Origin of the sequence: Xanthobacter aminoxidans (assembly GCF_023571765.1) — a bacterium.
GTDB classification, from domain to species: domain Bacteria; phylum Pseudomonadota; class Alphaproteobacteria; order Rhizobiales; family Xanthobacteraceae; genus Xanthobacter; species Xanthobacter aminoxidans.
In genome coordinates this window covers 144,565-158,760 of record NZ_JAMJXC010000007.1, presented here as the reverse complement: position 1 = coordinate 158,760, position 14,196 = coordinate 144,565, and the positions used below count along the sequence as shown (strand labels likewise).

Below are 14,196 nucleotides of genomic sequence, written 5' to 3'. Positions count from 1 at the left end.
GCTAACGCTGCATGCGTCCGGGGCGCGAGGGCGGTGCGTATGCCACCGGCATGCCCACCCCCTCAGACGAAATACAGCCAGGTGATCAGCGCGAAGGGCGGCAGCAGGAAGCTGAACGACCAGGCCATGTAGCCGAAGAAGCTCGGCATCTTCACGCCGCGATGGCGGGCGATGGAGAGCACCATGAAGTTGGGTGCGTTGCCGATATAGGTCAGCGCGCCCATGAACACCGCGCCGGCCGAGATCGCCTCCAGCGTCACCGCGAGCGGCCCCATGAGCTGGTGGGGATCGCCGCCGGCGAGGTTGAAGAACACGAGATAGGTCGGGGCATTGTCGAGGAAGGCGGAGAGCGCGCCCGTCAGCCAGAAGTACCAGACGTTCACCGGCTGGCCGTCCGGCGTGGTGACGAGGTTGACCAGCGGGGCGAGGGCGCCGCTGGCGCCGGCCTTCAGGATGGCGATGACCGGGATGATGGTGAGGAAGATGGCGGCGAACAGCTTCGCCACTTCCAGGATCGGCTCCCAGTCGAAGCCGTTGCGCTCGCGCACCAGCGCCGGGGTGATGGCCAGCGAGATCAGCGCGAACACCACGAGCAGCACGTCGCGCACCACCCATTGCAGCTCCAGATGGGTGCCGTAGACGTCGAAATTGATGCCCGGCTTCCACAGCGCCGAGATGAGGATGGCGCCGATGATGCCGCCGAGCAGCGGCAGGTTCTGCGCCCCGCGCAGGCCGAGGCTGTCGGTCGCCGGGGTGGGGTCCGGCGGATTGCGGATCACCTCGTCCTCGCGGGCGTAGAAGAAGCGGTCCAGCAGGTAATAGGCGACGAGCAGGATGGCCGCGATCACCGCCGTGTCGTGTAGCAGGTGGGTGGTGGTCCAGAAGAAGTTCACGCCCTTCAGGAAGCCGAGGAACAGGGGCGGGTCGCCCAGCGGCGTCAGCGAGCCGCCGATGTTCGACACCAGGAAGATGAAGAACACCACCGTGTGCACATTGTGCTGGCGGTCGTCATTGGCGCGCAGCAGCGGGCGGATGAGCACCATGGAGGCGCCGGTGGTGCCGATGAGGCTGGCGATCACCGTGCCGAAAGCCAGGATCACCGTGTTGACCAGCGGCGTGCCCTTGAGATTGCCGGTGACGAGGATGCCGCCGGACACGGTGAACAGGGCGAACAGCAGGATGATGAAGGGGATGTATTCCAAGAGTGCCGTGTGCACCACCTCGTGCGCCGTCGCCGACGGGCCGTAGGTGAGCGAGAAGGGCACCGCGAAGGCCAACCCCCAGAACAGCGCCACCTTGCCGTAATGGTGGTGCCAGAAGTGGTTCGCGAGCAGCGGGAACAGGGCGATCGACAGCAGCATGCCGGCGAAGGGGATGCCCCAGAGCAGCGGGAGCTTCGCGCCGTTGAGGGCGGGAACCCCGTCCGCCGCAAGCGCAGGCGCGGCTGATAGGGTGGTCAGGAGGAGTGTTGCTGCAATTCCCGAAGCGACTCTCATCCCGCGACCCGGCGCCGTCATCGCCACCCTCCAGATTGATGTCCCCACGGTTTGATGGACGATGGGCCGGCATGTGGCAAGGCCAAACCGGCCGCCGTCGTCCTTCAGTGGAATGGGTGGGGCGCTTGCACCGCCCTCGTGCCCCGGACGCATGCAGCGTCGACGGAAGGTGCAGGCCGTGCCCCCTCTCCCCTTGCGGGAGAGGGGTGGGGTGAGGGGTGTGGTGCCGCGAGAACCGGCATCGCGACGCATGATGAGGCCGCCGCCCCCTCACCCCCGACCCCTCTCCCGCAAGGGGAGAGGGGAGGGATGGCCCCGCTGCGCGGGAGTCCTGCGCTGGCCCCCGGCTCAGCACTCCACCTTCGGTGTCGCTTGTCCGGGGCACCTTCGGCGGTGCGGGACGGTTGACCGCAGGGTTTGTTTCTGTCCTAGTCCCGGCCGTTTCGACGCCTGACGGACCCATGACCCAAGATCGTATGCCGGACAACGCCGCCGAGCGCGCGCAAGACCGCACTCAAGACCGCTACAACGCCCGCGAAGCCGAGCCGAAGTGGCAGAAGACCTGGGCCGAGCGCGGCATCTTCCGCACGCGCAACGACGACCCGCGTCCGAAATTCTTCGTCATGGAGATGTTCCCCTATCCGTCGGGGCGCATCCATATCGGCCACGGCCGCAACTATGTGATGGGCGACGTGCTCGCGCGCTACAAGCGCATGCAGGGCTTCAACGTGCTCCATCCCATGGGCTGGGACGCCTTCGGCCTGCCGGCGGAGAATGCGGCCATCGAGCGCGGCATCCACCCCAAGAGCTGGACCTACGAGAACATCGCCTCCATGCGCGAGCAGCTCCAGCTGCTCGGCCTGTCGCTCGACTGGAACCGCGAGATCGCCACCTGCGACCCGTCCTATTACGTGGAGCAGCAGCGCATCTTCCTCGACTTCCTGGACAACGGCCTCGCCTATCGCAAGGAGAGCGAGGTCAATTGGGACCCGGTGGACAACACCGTGCTCGCCAACGAGCAGGTGATCGACGGCCGCGGCTGGCGCTCCGGCGCCATCGTGGAGCGGCGCAAGCTGTCGCAGTGGTTCCTGCGCATCACCCAGTTCGCCCAGGAACTGCTCGACGCCATCGACACGCTCGACCGCTGGCCGGACAAGGTGCGCCTCATGCAGCGCAACTGGATCGGCCGCTCGGAAGGGCTCGAAGTGCTGTTCGAGTTCGCCAAGGCGGGTGTGGAGAAGCTGCCCGCCGGCACCAAGGCGGTGAAGGTCTACACCACCCGCCCGGACACCCTGTTCGGCGCCTCCTTCCTCGCGCTCTCGCCCGATCATCCGCTGGCCAAGCACCTCGCCGGCACGGACGGGCAGCTCTCCGCCTTCATCGCCGAGTGCAAGCGCGGCGGCACCTCGGCGGAAGAGATCGAGACGCAGGAGAAGAAGGGCTACGCCACCGGCCTCAGTGTCGTCCATCCGCTGGACGCCACGCGCACCGTGCCGGTCTATGTCGCCAACTTCGTGCTGATGGACTACGGCACCGGCGCCATCTTCGGCTGCCCGGCCCACGACCAACGCGACTTCGACTTCGCCACCAAATACGACCTCGCCATCACCCCCGTGGTGCTGCCCGAGGGCGCGGACCCCGCCACCTTCTCGGTGGCCGATGGGCCCTATGACGGCGACGGCACCCTGTTCAACTCCGCCTTCCTCGATGGCATGAGCGTGCCCGAGGCCAAGGAGGCGGTGGCCCGCCAGCTCGAGCGCTTCCGCGTCGCGGGCGAGCCGCAGGGCACGCGGCGGGTGAACTTCCGCCTGCGCGACTGGGGCATCTCGCGCCAGCGCTACTGGGGCTGCCCCATCCCGGTCATCCATTGCGACGACTGCGGCCCGGTGGGCGTACCCCGCGACCAGCTTCCGGTGGAATTGCCGGACGATGTGACGTTCGACCGTCCCGGCAATCCGCTGGACCGCGCCAAGGCGTGGCGCGACGTGCCGTGCCCCAAGTGCGGCAAGCCGGCCCGGCGCGAGACGGACACCATGGACACCTTCGTGGATTCGTCCTGGTACTTCCTGCGCTACGCCTCCGACAACGTGGAGAAGCCGCTGGATAAGGCGGCGGTGAGCCACTGGCTGCCGGTGGACCAGTATATCGGCGGCATCGAGCACGCGATCCTGCACCTGCTCTATTCCCGCTTCTTCACCCGCGCGCTGAAGCATTGCGGCCGGGTGGACCTGGAAGAGCCGTTCGCCGGCCTCTTCACCCAGGGCATGATCGTCCACGAGACGTACAAGGATACCGAGGGCAAGTGGCTCTTCCCCGAGGAGGTGAAGCTCCTCGGCAACGGCAAGGCGGTGCGGATCTCGGACGGCACGCCCGTCACCGTCTCCCCGCCGGAGAAGATGTCCAAGTCCAAGCGCAACGTGGTGGCGCCCGAGGTGGTGGCGGATACCTACGGCGTGGACTGCGCCCGCTGGTTCATGCTCTCCGACACCCCGCCCGAGCGCGACAGCGAGTGGACGCAGGGCGGCATCGAGGGCGCCTGGCGCTTCGTGCAGCGCGTGTGGCGTCTGGTGAACGAGGCGGTGGAGCTGGGTGCCAAGCCGGGCGCCGCGCGCCCCGAAACGTTCGGCGAGCAGGCCCTCGGCCTGCGCCGCGCCGCCCATGGGCTCGTTGCGACGGTGGCCGAGGACATCGAGCGGCTGCGCTTCAACGTGGCCGTAGCGCATGTCCACGAGTTCGCCAACGTGTTCGGCTCGGCCGTCGCTGCCGCCCGTTCGGCGCCTGAGGTGCCGGAAGACCTTGCCTTCGCGCTGCGCGAAGCCGCCGAGATGCTCACCGGCGTGGTCGCTCCCATGACGCCGCACCTCGCCGAGGAGTGCTGGGTCGCGCTCGGCCACGGGTCGCAGGAGAGCACGCTGGTGGCGGAGACCTCCTGGCCGGCCACCGAGGCCGATCTGCTGCGCCGCGACACGGTCACACTTCCGATCCAGATCAATGGCAAGAAGCGCGACGATATCGTCGTCCCGCGCGAGGCGACCCCGGCCGAGGTCGAGGCCGCCGTGCTCGCGCTGGAAAGCGTCCAGCGGGCACTCGACGGACGCGCGCCGAAGCGTATCATCGTGGTGCCGCAGAGGATCGTGAATGTCGTCGCCTGATCCGTCCTTCCGCATGCGCCCCGCCGCCCTTCTGGGGCGGCTGATGCTGGTGTGCGCCCTCTCCGGGGCGCTCGCGGGCTGCTTCCAGCCGCTCTATGCCGAGAACTCGACCACCGGCGGCCCGGCGCTGCTCGACAAGATGCGGGATGTGGAGATCGTGCAGATCCAGGGCCGGCTCGGCAATGATCTGCGCAACGACCTGATCTTCGCCCTCACCGGCGGCGAGGGGAACCCCAAGGGCGCGCCGCTGCAGATGATCATCACGGTGGATTCGTCCGTCTCCACCGCGCTCATCAATTCGGCCTCCGGCCTGCCCGAGAACCAGATCATCCGCGTCACCGCTAACTGGCGCATCATCAAGGCGGACGACAAGAAGAAGATCACTCAGGTGGAAGGCGCCGCCACCGGCTCCGCCACCATCGACACCAGCGACCAGCGCTTCGCCAACTACAGCGCCCAGATCGACGCCGAGAAGCGGGCCGCCCGTTCCGTGGCGGACCAGATCAAGGCGCAGCTTGCCGCGTGGTTCATCCGCACCGGCAACGCGCCGCCGGCCCGTTCGGCGAGCTGAGCGGATGGTCGCGGTCCGGCCCGGCGACGCCGACGCGGCGCTCGCCCGGCGCGACCGGTCCAAGAGCGTCATCCTCATCTACGGCCCCGACACCGGCCTCGTGCGCGAGCGCGCCGAGGGACTGGTGCGCCGCGCCGTGCCCGATGCCCACGATCCCTTCGCGCTGGTGCGGCTGGAGGGCGACGAGATCGCCTCCGATCCCCGCCGGCTGATCGACGAGACCTCCACCATCGGCCTGTTCGGCGGCGAGCGGGTGGTGTGGGTGCGCGCCGGCTCCAAGAACATCGTGCCCGCGATCCAGCCGGTGCTCTCCAACCCCTGCGATGCGCTGGTGGTGGTGGAGGCCGGCGACCTGAAGAAGGGCGCCCCGCTCCGCACCCTGTGCGAGAACGCCCAGAACGCCCTGGCCATCGCCTGCTACGCCGACAGCGAGCGCGACCTCGCCCGCCTCGTGGATCAGATGATGGCGGAGGCCGGCCTCTCCATCGATCGCGACGCGCGCGAGCTGCTCGTCTCCCTCATCGGCGGCGACCGGCTGGCCTCGCGCGGGGAGATCGCCAAGCTCATCCTCTATGGCATGGGCACCGAGCGCGTGACGCTGGAGGACGTGCGCCTCATCGTCGGCGACGCCTCGGCGCTGGCGCTGGACGACGTGGTGGATTCGGCGCTGGCCGGCGAGACGCGGGATGCGCTGGCGGCCCTCTCCAAGGCCTTCGGCGCGGCAACGCGGCCGGATGCCGTGCTGGGCGGCCTGCTGCGCGCGCTCACCGCTTTGCACCCCATGACGCTGGCCGTGGCCGGGGGATCGAGCCCCGAGAGCGTGGTGGGCTCCGCGCGCCCGCCGGTGCATTTCTCGCGCAAGCCCAAGCTGGAAAAGGCCCTGCGCGGCCTCGACCCCGACCGCTGCATGAAGGCGCTCCTCGCCGTCGACGACGCGGTCCTCGCCGCCCGCCGCAACGCGACGCTCGCCCCCGCCATCTGCGAGCGGGTGGTGTTGCAGGTCGCCCAGCAGGCGGGGCGGCGGCGGTAGCAGCCGCCCGTCGCAGCGGTCGTTCGGGGGTTGTCCTGGCTATTCTCCCCTGAACCGCCGTCATGGCCGGGCTTGTCCCGGCCATCCACGTGGGTCGGCCGGGAACAGTTCTGGGACACCCGCTCGATCGGCCCGACGTGGATGGCCGGGACAAGCCCGGGCATGACGGCGAGAGGGCCGTGGGAGCCGGCCCGAGACAGACAATGACGGCCACCCTTCGGGCCATTTTCCGCCATCGGGTCCGGGCGCCAAGCGATGCCATAAGTCCGGGCGGCGGCTTCGTCTCGCGTGCCGCCTCTGTTTCTGCCCGGAGCGCCCCATGAACTGGATCCTGCCGGACCGCATCGACAACCACTTCCCCGGCCACCGTGCGGTGGTGGCGGTGTTCGCGGCGATCACCGCCATGACCATCGGGCGCAGCCTGTTCCACATGCTGGCGCCGGATGGCGGGGCGCAGTCGGTGGCGCACATTCCGCTCGATACCTTCTCGCCGGTCCAGGCAGGGCAGGCGGTGATCTTCGTCTTCGCGCTCTGGGGCCTGTCGCAGCTCATCATGGGGCTGCTCTATGTGGTCGCCCTGGCGCGCTATCGGGCGCTGATCCCGCTGCTGCTGGTGTTCATCGTGGTGGAATATGCGGGCCGCTACCTGCTCGGCCACATGCGCCCGCTGGATGTCACCCACGCCCCGCCGGGCAAGATCCTGGATCACATCATGATCCCGCTCGCCCTGGTGCTGCTGTTCTTCAGCCGGCCCGCCTTCGGCCGGCGCTGAGGGGGGCCGGTCAGGCCCTGTCGCGGGCCAGTTCGGCGAAGTGCCCCTTCATCTGGAGCCATCCGAGGGCGGCGAGGCCCGGCAGGCCGGCGACGGCGGTGAGGACGAAGAACAGCGGCCAGCCCGACGCCTCGGCGATGGCGCCGCTGGAGGAACCGAGCAGGGTGCGGCCCACCGCGGTCAGCGCCGTCAGCAGCGCGTACTGGGTGGCGGTATGCTCCCGCGCGCCGCACAGGGCCGAGAGATAGGCCACGAAGATCACCGTGCCGATGGCGCTGGTGAAGTTCTCGATGAGGATGACGCCCGTCAGCACCGCCTCGTTCGGGCCCACATAGGCCTGGAGCGTGAAGCCGAGGTTGGAGGTGATCTGGAGGACGCCGGAGATCCACAGGCACGTCACCAGCGGACGCTCGCGGGCGATCCACGCGCCCACGAAGCTGCCGGCGATGGTGCCGCCGAAGCCCACCACCTTCACGATCTCCACGTAGGTGGCCTTCGAGAAGCCGATGTCCAGCACGAACGGCCCGGTGAGCACGCCGGCGAAGGCATCGCAGAATTTGAACAGCATCACGAACAGCAGGATCATCACCGCCTGGTTGCGGCGCAGGAACTCGCCGAACGCGCCCACGGTGGTGGCCACCAGCCGGTGTCCGGTGCCTTCATCCGGCGCGCGCACCGGCGCCCTGGGCTCGCGGGCGAACAGGGTGGCGACGAGGCCGATGGCGACGCATCCGGCGGCGATCATGTAGCCCCAGAACCAGCTGGTGCCGCGCGGCAGGCCCAGCGCCGTTTCCAGATAGGCGACCAGCGCGATGACGCCGGCGCCGGTGGCCAGCATGGCGATGCGGTAGCCGGTGACGTATCCGGCCATGCCGGCGGCCTGTTCGCTCGCGCTCTCCAGCCGTTCCACGCGGAAGGCATCCACCGCGATGTCCTGCGTCGCCGAGGCGATGGCGACGGCCAGCGCGCAGGCGGCGACGCCGAAGGGGGCGCTGATGGGGTCCTGAAGCGCGAGCGCCGCGATGGCGGCGATGAGCACAACCTGGCAGGCCAGAAGCCAGCCGCGCCGCCGGCCGAGCAGGCGGGACAGGATCGGCACGTCCACCGCGTCCAGCACCGGCGCCCACAGGAACTTCAGCGTGTAGGGCAGGCCCACGAGGCTGAACAGGCCGATGGCGGTGAGCGTCACCCCCACGTCCTTCATCCACAGCGAGAGCGTGCCGCCGGTGAGCGCCAGCGGCAGGCCGGAGGAGAAGCCGAGCAGGCTGACGGAGAGCACGTCGCGCTGGGTATAGAGCGCGACGGCCTCCTTCAGGGTGCGCCGCCGGGGGGCTTCGGAGCCGGTCGGGCTGAGGCTTTGCTCGGTCATCTCGATCCTTCCGCCATTCCCGGAACGCCGGTGGCGTGCCGCTGCGGGATGCTGCGCGCGGCATCCCGGTCCTCGCCCTGCTTTATGAGCGTGACCGGTGAAGAGGTTCCTACCGTGGCAGAACGGGCCGGTCCGTGCTCACGCCTGCGGATGGCTCCACAGGCCCTGTTCCACCTTGGACACCGCGATCACGGCCTGGGTACGGCTTTCCACGCCCAGCTTCTGAAGGATGGCGGAGACGTGCGCCTTCACCGTCGCCTCGGAGACGGACAGCTCATAGGCGATCTGCTTGTTGAGCCGGCCCTCGGCCAGCATCATCAGCACCCGCACCTGCTGGGGCGTGAGGGTGGAGAGGCGGGCGATGATGGCGTCGGTCTCGGCGTCGGCCTTGGTGGTCACGTTGATGTCGGGCGGCAGGAAGGTCTCGCCCTTCAGCACCTGCGCCACCGCATCGCGCATGTTGCCGACGCTCATGCTCTTGGGGATGAAGCCGGAGGCACCGAGATCGAGGCAGCGGCGGATCACCGCCGGCTCCTCATTGCCCGAGACCACCACCACCGGGATCGCCATGTACTGGGCGCGCAGATAGATGAGGCCGGAAAAGCCCCGCGCGCCGGGCATGGTGAGGTCGAGCAGGATCAGGTCGAACTCGGGGTCGCGCTCCAAGAGCGCCGTCAGGTCGTCGAAGGTGCCGACCTCCTCGATCCTGGCATCGGCGCTGCGGCCGAGCACCGCTTCCCGCAAGGCACCGCGGAACAGGGGATGGTCGTCGGCGATGACGAGGCGCAGTCCGTTCCCGGCATCTTCCACCATGCTTCCTCCCCCGCAAGGCTTCAGCTTCTTGTCGCGCGGTCGCCACAACGTTAGCGCGAATCGATTCTGCGATCATCAATCCGTGGCGAAGCGGTGACAAGCCGATCAGGGAAATTGACCAAGCGTTCCGGTGAAAGTCAAAACCACCTCGCGCCGATGGGGCCGCTCGCGATGCTCCACGAGGTAGATGCCCTGCCACGTGCCGAGCCCCGGCCGTCCGCCGCGCACGGGGATGGAGAGGCTGGCGTCGCTGAGCATGGTGCGCACATGGGCCGGCATGTCGTCCGGCCCCTCGGTGTCGTGCACCCAGCGGAAATTGCGCGGTGCGAGGGTGCGCAGGGCGGTGAGAAGATCGGTCTGCACGTCCGGGTCGGCATTCTCCTGGATGGTGAGGGACGCCGAGGTGTGGCGGCAGAAGACGGTGAGCACGCCGTCGCCGGCGGCGATCTCGGTGAGGAAGGCGGTGGCCTCGCGGGTGATGTCGGTGAAGCCCTCGCCGGGCGTCTCCACCTGAAGCGTCGCCTCGGCGTGGCGCACGGCCCCGCTCAGTCGCGCCGGGGTGCGGCTGGTGCGCGCCATGGTGATGTCTCCTCCTGCTTGCGCGGTGTTCGCTTCTTGCGCGGTGTTCGCCCGCCACGTACCAGTTCACGGCCTGCCGCGCCGCCTTTTCGGGCGGCGACGCCCAACGATCAGGGTTCTTCCATGTCGAAGCTGGTTCTCGATCCCGCCGTGTTCGCCGATGCGGCCATCGCGCCCGACACGCGCATGGTCAACGATGCCATCGTGAAGGTCCTGTCCGCCATCCCCGACCGGTGGGCCACCCCGCTGCCCGAGATTCGCGCCGCCCGCCTCGCCGGCAAGGGCGTGTTTCCGCTGGCGCCGGAAAGCCCGCGCGCCACGGCCGAGACCATTCCCGGCCCGCGCGGCCCGGTGCCGGTGCGCATCTACAGGCCGGACGGCGCGCCCAGGGGCGTCTATTTCCACATCCATGGCGGCGGCTGGACGCTGGGTTCGGCGCGCGAGAACGAGGCGCTGCTGGACCGCATCGCCGCCAATTGCGGGCTGGCGGTGGTCTCGGTGGATTATGCGCTGGCGCCGGAAGTGCCCTATCCCGCCGGCCCGGACGATTGCGAAGCGGCCGCCCTCTGGCTGGTGAAGGAGGCGAAGGCCCGCTTCGGCACCGAGCGCTTCGCCATCGGCGGGGAATCGGGCGGCGCGACGCTGGCGGTCGCGACCCTCGTGCGGCTGCGTGACCGCCACGGCCTCACGCCCTTCTCCGTCGCCGTGCTCACCGCCGGTTGCTACGACCTGCGCCTGACCCCCTCCGTCCGCAACTGGGGCGACCTGCCGCTGGTGCTGAACACGCGGGACATCCAGTTCTTCGTCGACAACTACCTGCGGCTTGAAGGCAAGGCCGACGACCCGGACGTGTCGCCGCTGCTGGCGCGCCTCAAGGGCCTGCCCAAGGCGCTGTTCATCGTCGGCGGCCGCGACCCTCTGGTGGACGACACGCTCTTCATGGCCAATGCGTGGGCGGCGGCGGGGAATGGCACCGAGCTGGAGGTCTATCCCGGCGGCTGCCACGTCTTCATCGCCTTCCCCGGCACCATCGCCGACCAGGCGCTGAAGCGGATCGACGGGTATCTGGCGGAGTTCTGAGGGAGGGGGCGTCAGCGGCCAGCCCCCTGTTTTTCCCGCCGTCATGGCCGGGCTTGTCCCGGCCATCCACGTGGCTCGGCCGGGACTACGACTCAGGTGAGCGCGAAACGGCTCGACGTGGATGCCCGGGACAAGCCCGGGCATGACGGGCGGGGCCAATGGCGAAGCCCCCACCCCTCGGCCTTTCGCGCTCTCAGAGCTTCTCCTGCCCGTTGGGCGCGCGGAATTCGTCGATGAGGCCGCGCAGGCGCTTGTAGAAGCGCTCGGCATAGTCGAGGGCGCGGTCCATGTCTGAGGTGTCGGGGCTGGCGTTCGGCCCCTGTGTCGGCGGCAGGGGCGGGAGCGGTGGAAGCTGGGCCGAGCGGCGCAGGGTGTCCACCTCCCCCTGAAGGCGGGCGATCTCCGCCTCATAGGCATCGCGCGTGTCAGGCACCGCCTCGCAGGTGAAGCCCGTGCCGCGCTTGGCGCACAGGGAGACGCGGCCGGTCTCCCGGTCGAGCTTCAGCGCGCCGCCCTCCACCGGGGCGAAGGAGAAGCGCGGCGCCGTGGTGTCGCCGGGCGGCACGGGCGGAACTTGCGCCTGCGCGAGGGCAGGGGCCGCCAGAAGGCTCGCGGCGAGGACCGCCGCGAGACCGGCCGAATGCGCCGGATGAGCCGGGAAGACCATGCGCGCCTCCAAATCCCGCCGTCACGTCCGCGGCCCGTTCCGCCGCGTCATTCCCGCTAGATAATCACGCCGATCGGGGCCGGAAGGGGGCAGGGGACTTCAGGCCACGTCCGGCCGATAGGGCGCGCGGCCGGAGGTGAGGGCGTCGTCCAGCAGGTCGATGCGGTCCTGGCCCCAGAACACCTCGCCATCCAGCACATAGGACGGCGCGCCGAACACGTCGGCGGCGAGCGCCTTGGCGCGGTTCTCCAGATAGAGCGCGGCGATCTTCTCCTCGCCCGCCGCCGCCACCAGCTCGGCGCCGGGCAGGCCCACCGCGTCGGCGCAGGCGGCGATGACCTCGGGCAGGCCGAGATTTTCCTGCCGGACCCAGACGCCGGAGAAGATCCGCTCCATCAGCGCGCCGGGCGCGTGCCCGGCCTCGATGGCGGCGAGGATGGTCTGGTCGGCCAGCGTGCCGTCGAACGGCCAGTGGGCGGGGTGGACGTTGAGGTCCACGCCGCGCTTCTGCCGCCAGCGCTGAAGCTCGAGAATGCGGTAGCGCTGGCGCGGCGGGGCGCGCTTGGCGAGCGGCAGGCCGCCGGTTTCCGCGAAGACGGGGCCGAGGGCCACCGGATGGAAGCGCACATTGACGCCATGGCGCGCGGCGAGCGCCATCACCGGGCCGTGGCCCAGGAAGGTCCAGGGGCTCACGCTGGAGAAGAAATAGTCGAGGGTGCGCGGCGCGGCGGGGGTCGGGCTCATTGGGGGCAGGCCTTCTCTTGGGATCGTCCTTGGGCGGGAGGGCGATGCTAGAGCCTCTTTCCGTCGCCTTGAAGCCCGGGCGCGGGGATCAATCGACCGATCCGGAAGTTGTCCTTGCGCAGGGCGGCTTGACAGGGCGGCGCACGGTGCTTCCCTCTCAGGCGGCCCGGAGACGTTCCGGGAGGCGGTATGGGCGACGAACGGGAATCCGAGCTGGTCGAGCTCAAGAGCGAGCTGGCAGGGGTGGCGCTGAAGGCGGCCATGGCCAAGGGACCGCCGAGCGGACCTGAGGCGGCGGGCGGCGCGAAGGCGCGGCGGGCCGTGCGGATGAACCCCCTGGCGTGGATGGCCGTGTCGTTTCTGGCGGGGGCGGTGGCAGGCTCGCTGCTCCGGCCGGTCAGGGTTGTGCGCAGAGGAAGGGACGCGGGATGAATTTCGACCAGCTGATGCGGAATCTGAAGATTCTGCTGCGCACCAACACCATCATTGCCGAAATCCACCTGCGCCACATCGCGGCCCGCGCCGGCCTGTTCGCCTTCGCCGCTCTGGTGGCGAGCTTCGGCGTGGTGATGCTGGGCGTCGCGCTGTTCCTGGCGCTGGAGCAATCCATGGGGCCGATCTGGGCGGCCGTGGTGGTGGGCGGCGGAGGGCTCTTCCTCGCGCTCATCGTGGCCATCATCGGCGCCATGCTGAAGCCCTCGCGCGAGCTGGCGCTGGCCAATCAGGTGAGCCAGTCGGCCATGGATGCGGTGGCCGCGGACCTGCGCGCCACCCAGGCCAACGTCGCCTCCTACGCCTCGCTCGCCGCCGTGCCGGGGCTGATCCTGCCGGTGCTGACGCTGCTCACCCGCCTGTTCCGCCGCAGTCCGCGGGCGTAGGGGCAGGCAGAGCCTTATGCGTGCGGGAGGAATGCCTCCCTTCATGAGCGCCGTCATCGCCCGGCGTGTCCGGGCGATCCACCTGCCGCTTGAGCCATGTTCGAAGGTGTGGACCCGGCCCCACCGTGGATCGCCCGCACAAGGCGGGCGATGACGGACGACGGGGTGATTCTTCCTGCAGTAACGCAGGGCAATTCTCACGCCTTGCGCACCCAGCGCCCGTTCTCGTCCTGCTGCCAGTAGGTGAGTTCGTTGCCGGCCACCGCCTTGGCCTCGCGCCAGCGCTCGCGGGCCTTGGCCACCTGCTCGTCGTCCCGCCCGTCGAAGAGGTGGACGACGCGCGCATAGGGCGAGGCATCGGCGAGCGGCACCGCATCCACCAGAAAACGCACCTGCGCGCCGTTGGGGTTCGCCTCGGAGGTGGCGATGAGCACCGGCTGGCGCTCGGGCAGCGGCTGCGCCTCCGTGCCGTGGGGCAGGAAGGAGGCCTCGCTGTAGGTCCACAGATGGGAATCGAGCGCGTCCCGCCGCTCCGCCGACCCGCACTGCACCACGCACCGCCAGCCGCGCTCCAGCGACTTCTCCAGCAGCATCGGCAGCACCTGCTCCAGAGGGCGGCGCTCAAGGTGGTAGAAGAGGATTTCGGTCATTGCGGGGAGGCTAGCACGCGGCGCCGCGTGATGTCCTGCGCCGCCGCCGTCTGGCTTGACCGGCGCGGGGGCGGCATCCATATGCGGCCCATGAGCCTCATCCAGAACGAGCGCACCAAGCTGACGGCCAATGCTCTCGACCGGGCCTCGACCGCCTGTCTCACGGTCGGTGCGCTGGGGCCGGCCGTTGCATCGCTTTACGGTCTGGGAGGGGCGGCCGCAGGGTCCCCGTCCCATGGCCCACTCATTGCCCTGGGTAGCGTATTTTGGCTGGCCGCGGCAGGTGTGCTACATTTCATGGCAAGAAGCGTGCTTGGACGACTGATATGACCGGCCTCTGGCTTTATGCTTATGTGGTCATGCCCCTCGTGGTGATCGCGATGGGCTATGCCGCC

14 protein-coding genes are annotated in these 14,196 nt (G+C 69.4%); 7 read left to right on the top strand and 7 right to left on the bottom strand.

The annotated features are described in order from the left end of the window. Window positions 1–62 precede the first annotated feature (62 nt). Window positions 63–1,496, bottom strand: coding sequence for a sodium:proton antiporter (locus EJ105_RS13160; protein ID WP_250166688.1), 1,434 nt, complete (start codon window positions 1,494–1,496; stop codon window positions 63–65). A gap of 461 nt (window positions 1,497–1,957) precedes the next feature. Between EJ105_RS13160 and leuS the strand changes: the two genes are divergently transcribed. The 4 genes from leuS (at window position 1,958) to EJ105_RS13140 (ending at window position 7,021) form a co-directional block, all read left to right on the top strand. Continuing rightward, complete coding sequence (leuS, locus tag EJ105_RS13155) at window positions 1,958–4,648, top strand: leucine--tRNA ligase (protein ID WP_250166687.1); 2,691 nt, start codon at window positions 1,958–1,960, stop codon at window positions 4,646–4,648. Beyond that, on the top strand, window positions 4,635–5,219 hold the full coding sequence (gene lptE / locus EJ105_RS13150; RefSeq protein WP_051679147.1) for an LPS assembly lipoprotein LptE: 585 nt from the start codon (window positions 4,635–4,637) through the stop codon (window positions 5,217–5,219). Before leuS ends, lptE begins: the two co-directional genes overlap by 14 nt. A gap of 4 nt (window positions 5,220–5,223) precedes the next feature. Then, a complete protein-coding gene (gene holA, locus EJ105_RS13145) occupies window positions 5,224–6,249 on the top strand; it encodes a DNA polymerase III subunit delta (RefSeq protein ID WP_250166686.1) in 1,026 nt (341 codons plus the stop codon). A 319-nt stretch (window positions 6,250–6,568) separates the two neighbouring features. Then, complete coding sequence (locus EJ105_RS13140; RefSeq protein ID WP_250166685.1) at window positions 6,569–7,021, top strand: hypothetical protein; 453 nt, start codon at window positions 6,569–6,571, stop codon at window positions 7,019–7,021. Window positions 7,022–7,031: 10 nt separating this feature from the next. Here the strand turns inward: EJ105_RS13140 and EJ105_RS13135 are convergent, their stop codons facing one another. From EJ105_RS13135 to EJ105_RS13125, 3 genes are all read right to left on the bottom strand, one after another. Then, window positions 7,032–8,390, bottom strand: a complete 1,359-nt coding sequence (locus tag EJ105_RS13135) for an AmpG family muropeptide MFS transporter (protein WP_029557919.1) — start codon at window positions 8,388–8,390, stop codon at window positions 7,032–7,034. Between the two features lie 138 nt (window positions 8,391–8,528). Then, on the bottom strand, window positions 8,529–9,203 hold the full coding sequence (locus EJ105_RS13130; protein WP_024279688.1) for a LuxR C-terminal-related transcriptional regulator: 675 nt from the start codon (window positions 9,201–9,203) through the stop codon (window positions 8,529–8,531). A gap of 105 nt (window positions 9,204–9,308) precedes the next feature. Then, window positions 9,309–9,782: a secondary thiamine-phosphate synthase enzyme YjbQ gene (locus EJ105_RS13125; protein WP_081837666.1), complete on the bottom strand. Its 474-nt coding sequence runs from the start codon at window positions 9,780–9,782 to the stop codon at window positions 9,309–9,311. A 123-nt stretch (window positions 9,783–9,905) separates the two neighbouring features. On the opposite strand from EJ105_RS13125, the gene EJ105_RS13120 reads away from it, so the two are divergent. After that, window positions 9,906–10,862, top strand: coding sequence for an alpha/beta hydrolase (locus tag EJ105_RS13120; RefSeq protein ID WP_250166684.1), 957 nt, complete (start codon window positions 9,906–9,908; stop codon window positions 10,860–10,862). Window positions 10,863–11,055: 193 nt separating this feature from the next. Here EJ105_RS13120 and EJ105_RS13115 read toward each other — a convergent pair whose 3' ends face one another. Continuing rightward, entirely contained in the window at window positions 11,056–11,529 is a 474-nt protein-coding gene (locus EJ105_RS13115; RefSeq protein WP_250166683.1) for a hypothetical protein, read from the bottom strand. 99 nt (window positions 11,530–11,628) lie between these two features. Next, on the bottom strand, window positions 11,629–12,273 hold the full coding sequence (locus tag EJ105_RS13110) for a 2-hydroxychromene-2-carboxylate isomerase (protein ID WP_250166682.1): 645 nt from the start codon (window positions 12,271–12,273) through the stop codon (window positions 11,629–11,631). A gap of 189 nt (window positions 12,274–12,462) precedes the next feature. On the opposite strand from EJ105_RS13110, the gene EJ105_RS13105 reads away from it, so the two are divergent. Next, the gene (locus tag EJ105_RS13105) at window positions 12,463–12,705 is read left to right on the top strand and encodes a hypothetical protein (RefSeq protein WP_250166681.1); all 243 of its coding nucleotides are present in this window, start codon (window positions 12,463–12,465) and stop codon (window positions 12,703–12,705) included. Further along, entirely contained in the window at window positions 12,702–13,151 is a 450-nt protein-coding gene (locus EJ105_RS13100; protein WP_250166680.1) for a phage holin family protein, read from the top strand. Before EJ105_RS13105 ends, EJ105_RS13100 begins: the two co-directional genes overlap by 4 nt. A gap of 197 nt (window positions 13,152–13,348) precedes the next feature. Here EJ105_RS13100 and EJ105_RS13095 read toward each other — a convergent pair whose 3' ends face one another. Then, window positions 13,349–13,801: a DNA polymerase III subunit chi gene (locus tag EJ105_RS13095; protein ID WP_229645770.1), complete on the bottom strand. Its 453-nt coding sequence runs from the start codon at window positions 13,799–13,801 to the stop codon at window positions 13,349–13,351. Window positions 13,802–14,196 lie beyond the last annotated feature (395 nt).